This window comes from Planktosalinus sp., from assembly GCF_059864935.1.
In genome coordinates, this window is record NZ_JCBCCK010000469.1 from 1 (window position 1) to 3052 (window position 3052).

The 3052-nt window shown below is 37.9% G+C and carries 6 protein-coding genes; 3 read left to right on the forward strand and 3 right to left on the reverse strand.

Going from position 1 to position 3052, the window contains the following annotated elements; translation table 11 throughout:
• Window positions 1-8: 8 nt before the first annotated feature.
• From AC6F75_RS13815 to AC6F75_RS13825, 3 genes are read left to right on the forward strand one after another with little or no spacing between them, the layout of a single operon-like run.
• Window positions 9-572, forward strand: a complete 564-nt coding sequence (locus AC6F75_RS13815) for a 5-formyltetrahydrofolate cyclo-ligase (protein ID WP_500715675.1) — start codon at window positions 9-11, stop codon at window positions 570-572.
• A 42-nt stretch (window positions 573-614) separates the two neighbouring features.
• Complete coding sequence (locus AC6F75_RS13820; protein WP_500715671.1) at window positions 615-890, forward strand: CD225/dispanin family protein; 276 nt, start codon at window positions 615-617, stop codon at window positions 888-890.
• 40 nt (window positions 891-930) lie between these two features.
• A complete protein-coding gene (locus tag AC6F75_RS13825; protein ID WP_500715672.1) occupies window positions 931-1293 on the forward strand; it encodes a DUF2752 domain-containing protein in 363 nt (120 codons plus the stop codon).
• On the opposite strand, the gene AC6F75_RS13830 is transcribed toward AC6F75_RS13825, so the two are convergent.
• From AC6F75_RS13830 to AC6F75_RS13840, 3 genes are all read right to left on the reverse strand, one after another.
• The gene (locus AC6F75_RS13830; RefSeq protein WP_500715676.1) at window positions 1268-1909 is read right to left on the reverse strand and encodes a lipoprotein signal peptidase; all 642 of its coding nucleotides are present in this window, start codon (window positions 1907-1909) and stop codon (window positions 1268-1270) included. The genes AC6F75_RS13825 and AC6F75_RS13830 overlap by 26 nt on opposite strands.
• Window positions 1910-1966: 57 nt before the next feature.
• Entirely contained in the window at window positions 1967-2350 is a 384-nt protein-coding gene (locus AC6F75_RS13835) for a TraR/DksA C4-type zinc finger protein (protein ID WP_500715673.1), read from the reverse strand.
• A gap of 3 nt (window positions 2351-2353) precedes the next feature.
• A partial coding sequence (locus AC6F75_RS13840) for a DUF5915 domain-containing protein (RefSeq protein WP_500715674.1) occupies window positions 2354-3052 on the reverse strand: 699 nt, incomplete at its 5' end.

The window sequence follows — 3052 nt, forward strand, 5'->3', positions numbered from 1 at the left end:
TAACAAATATGGAAAAAGCTGTTTTAAGATTAAAATACCTGAAGAAAAGAGAAACGCTTTCAAATGAAGAAGTGGAATCAAACAGCCTTGAAATCGCTAACAAATGCCTAGAACTTCCCATCTGGCAGCACTCAAACTATCATATTTTTTTAAGCATCACCGAAAAAGGGGAAATCAATACCGAATATTTACTCCACATCCTTCAGGGAAAAGACAAAAACATCATTATTCCCAAAACCAATTTTAAAGAGCAAACACTCTCACATTTTTTATTGATGGACAACACTACCATAAAAAAAAACAAATGGGGCATCCCCGAGCCTGAGAATGGCATTCCATTTCCGGAAGAAAAAATTGATGTGGTTTTTGTCCCGCTTTTGGCTTTTGACAAAAAAGGAAACCGAGTGGGTTATGGCAAAGGGTTTTATGACCGTTTTCTAAAGCTGTGCAGACCTGATGTGATTAAAATCGGGCTTTCACTTTTTGAAGCTGAAGATGAAAACATTTCAGTTCACGACTCTGATGTACCACTAAATTTTTGCATCACCCCAAAAATTATTTATCGCTTTTAAAATTTTTTATATCTTAGCTCTTCACTCTTAAACTAAATATCCATGGAAAATCAACCAACCACTCCACCGGACAACAATCTTGTATGGGCTATATTATGTACTGTATTGTGCTGTTTGCCTTTAGGAATTGTAGCAATTATTAAGTCTTCAAATGTAAATACATATTGGGCACAAGGCAACTATGAAGCGGCTCAAAAAGCTGCCGATGATGCTAAAAAATTCTCTATATGGGGGGCTGCGATTGCATTAATTGGCATTGTGCTATATGTGCTTTTCTTTGTTTTATTGGGAATTGGAGGTGTTTTTGCCGGATACTAAAAAACTGTTCAAAGCTACACTCCCTGTCTTAATTACGGGTGTGTTCTTTGTTGTTTATTACCTCTTTAATCCGTCACATTCTTCATTTTATTTACCCTGCCCTCTTTACTACACCACCGATTTGTACTGTGCCGGTTGCGGGTCACAACGAGCACTTCATCATCTGATGCATTTTGAAATTGGTAAAGCTTTTGGTTACAATCCATTTTTAGTGCTTTCGATACCGTTACTGATTTATGCCGTGGGGGTGCAGTACATCAATTTTGTGTGGGATGCAAAATTTCGCGTAAAGCTTTTTTACAGCAACACTTTTATTATTATCTATTTTGGATTGGCTATTTTGTATTCGGTATTGAGAAATATCCCTTCTGAACCTTTTAGTTTTCTGGCTCCGGGTTATTAGCTGAAAGTTTCTTTTTTTCTTCTTTCGGAAAAGCTTTTTTATTAAAAACAATCAGTAATCCCACTCCGGTACTGATGGCTACATCGGCAAAATTAAATACCGGGTCAAAAAAAGTGAAGTACTCACCTCCCCAAAACGGCAACCATTCAGGCAGATAGCCCTGATAGAGGGGAAAATAAAGCATATCGACCACTTTACCGTGAAAAAGTGTTCCATAACCACCCCCTTCCGGGAAAAGAGAAGCTACATTGCGAAAGCTATCGTCAAAAATCACTCCGTAAAAAACCGAGTCAATGATGTTGCCCATAGCTCCGGCAAAAATAAAGGATATACCCACTATAAGTACACGCGACATCTTCTTCCTCACTGAATCCCAAAGCCAGTAACCAATAAACACGATTGCAACCAGTCTAAATAATGTAAGTACTAGTTTACCATACTGCCCGGGAATTTGTGCTCCCCACGCCATACCTTCGTTTTCAATAAACAGTATCCTGAACCATTCAAAAACTTTGATTCCATCACCCAGCATAAAGTGGGTTTTGATGTAAATTTTCGAAACCTGATCAATCAGAAGTATGATGAATATAATGAGTCCGGCTTGCTTAAGGGTCATTTTGGTGAGATTAAAATTGTAATAAAAAACGCTCATTTTCTGAGCGTTTTTTCATTTTTACATTTGCATGTTTTTCGCCTCAATGCTCAGTGTCGCGTGTGGAACGAGCTTGAGCCGCTCTTTGCTGATGAGTTTTTGAGTCACTCGGCAGATACCGTATGTTTTATTTTCAATGCGAACTATCGCATTCTTTAAGTCTCTAATGAACTTTTCCTGACGAATGGCCAGCTGTGAGTTAGCCTCCTTTGACATGACGCTACTACCCTCTTCAAACGCTTTGAATGTGGGAGAAGTATCATCTGTGCCGTTATCACCGTCGTTCATATAGGCACTTTTAATCAGTTCTAACTGTTCTTGAGCTTTTTGAATTTTTTCTAATATTAATGTTTTGAATTCTTCCAATTCTGCATCACTGTAACGTGTTTTTGTTTCTTCGCTCATGTTCTATACTTTTTTAATTACCATTTTGGTTTCTACATCATCAAATTTTATTTCCAATCCGTTGTTGATTTGTTCATTCAGCATCAGGGTGTCAGCCAATGTTTCCGTTTTGATGTATTCAGTATTGTGCTGAAGTGCATGTTCTATAATTTCACTTTTCTGAAGTGAAATTTCAATGCGGTCAGTAACTTCAAAGCCGGAATCTTTTCTTAAGTTTTGAATGCGGTTGACCAGCTCTCTGGCGATGCCTTCATAACGCAACTCATCACTAATAGTTATATCAAGTGCAACGGTTATATTATCACTGCTTGCTACCAACCAGCCCTCGATATCCTGTGAACTTATTTCTACGTCTTGGCTCTGCAAAATAACACTTTTTCCTTTAATTTCTACTGATATTTTACCCTCTTGTTCGATTTTTTTTATGTGATTTTGGTCAAACTGAGTGATGGCATTGGCAACCGCCTTCATGTCTTTTCCAAAGCGGGGTCCCAGCACTTTAAAATTAGGCTTTATTTGTTTAACCAATATCCCTGAAGCTTCGTCAATCAGGTCGATTTCCTTCACATTGACTTCCGTTTTTATCAAATCGGCTACGGCAAGAATTTCCTGCTTTTGACTTTTGTTTAAAACGGGTATCATTATTTTCTGAAGCGGTTGGCGCACTTTGATTTTTTCTTTTTGACGTAAGGATAAAACCAA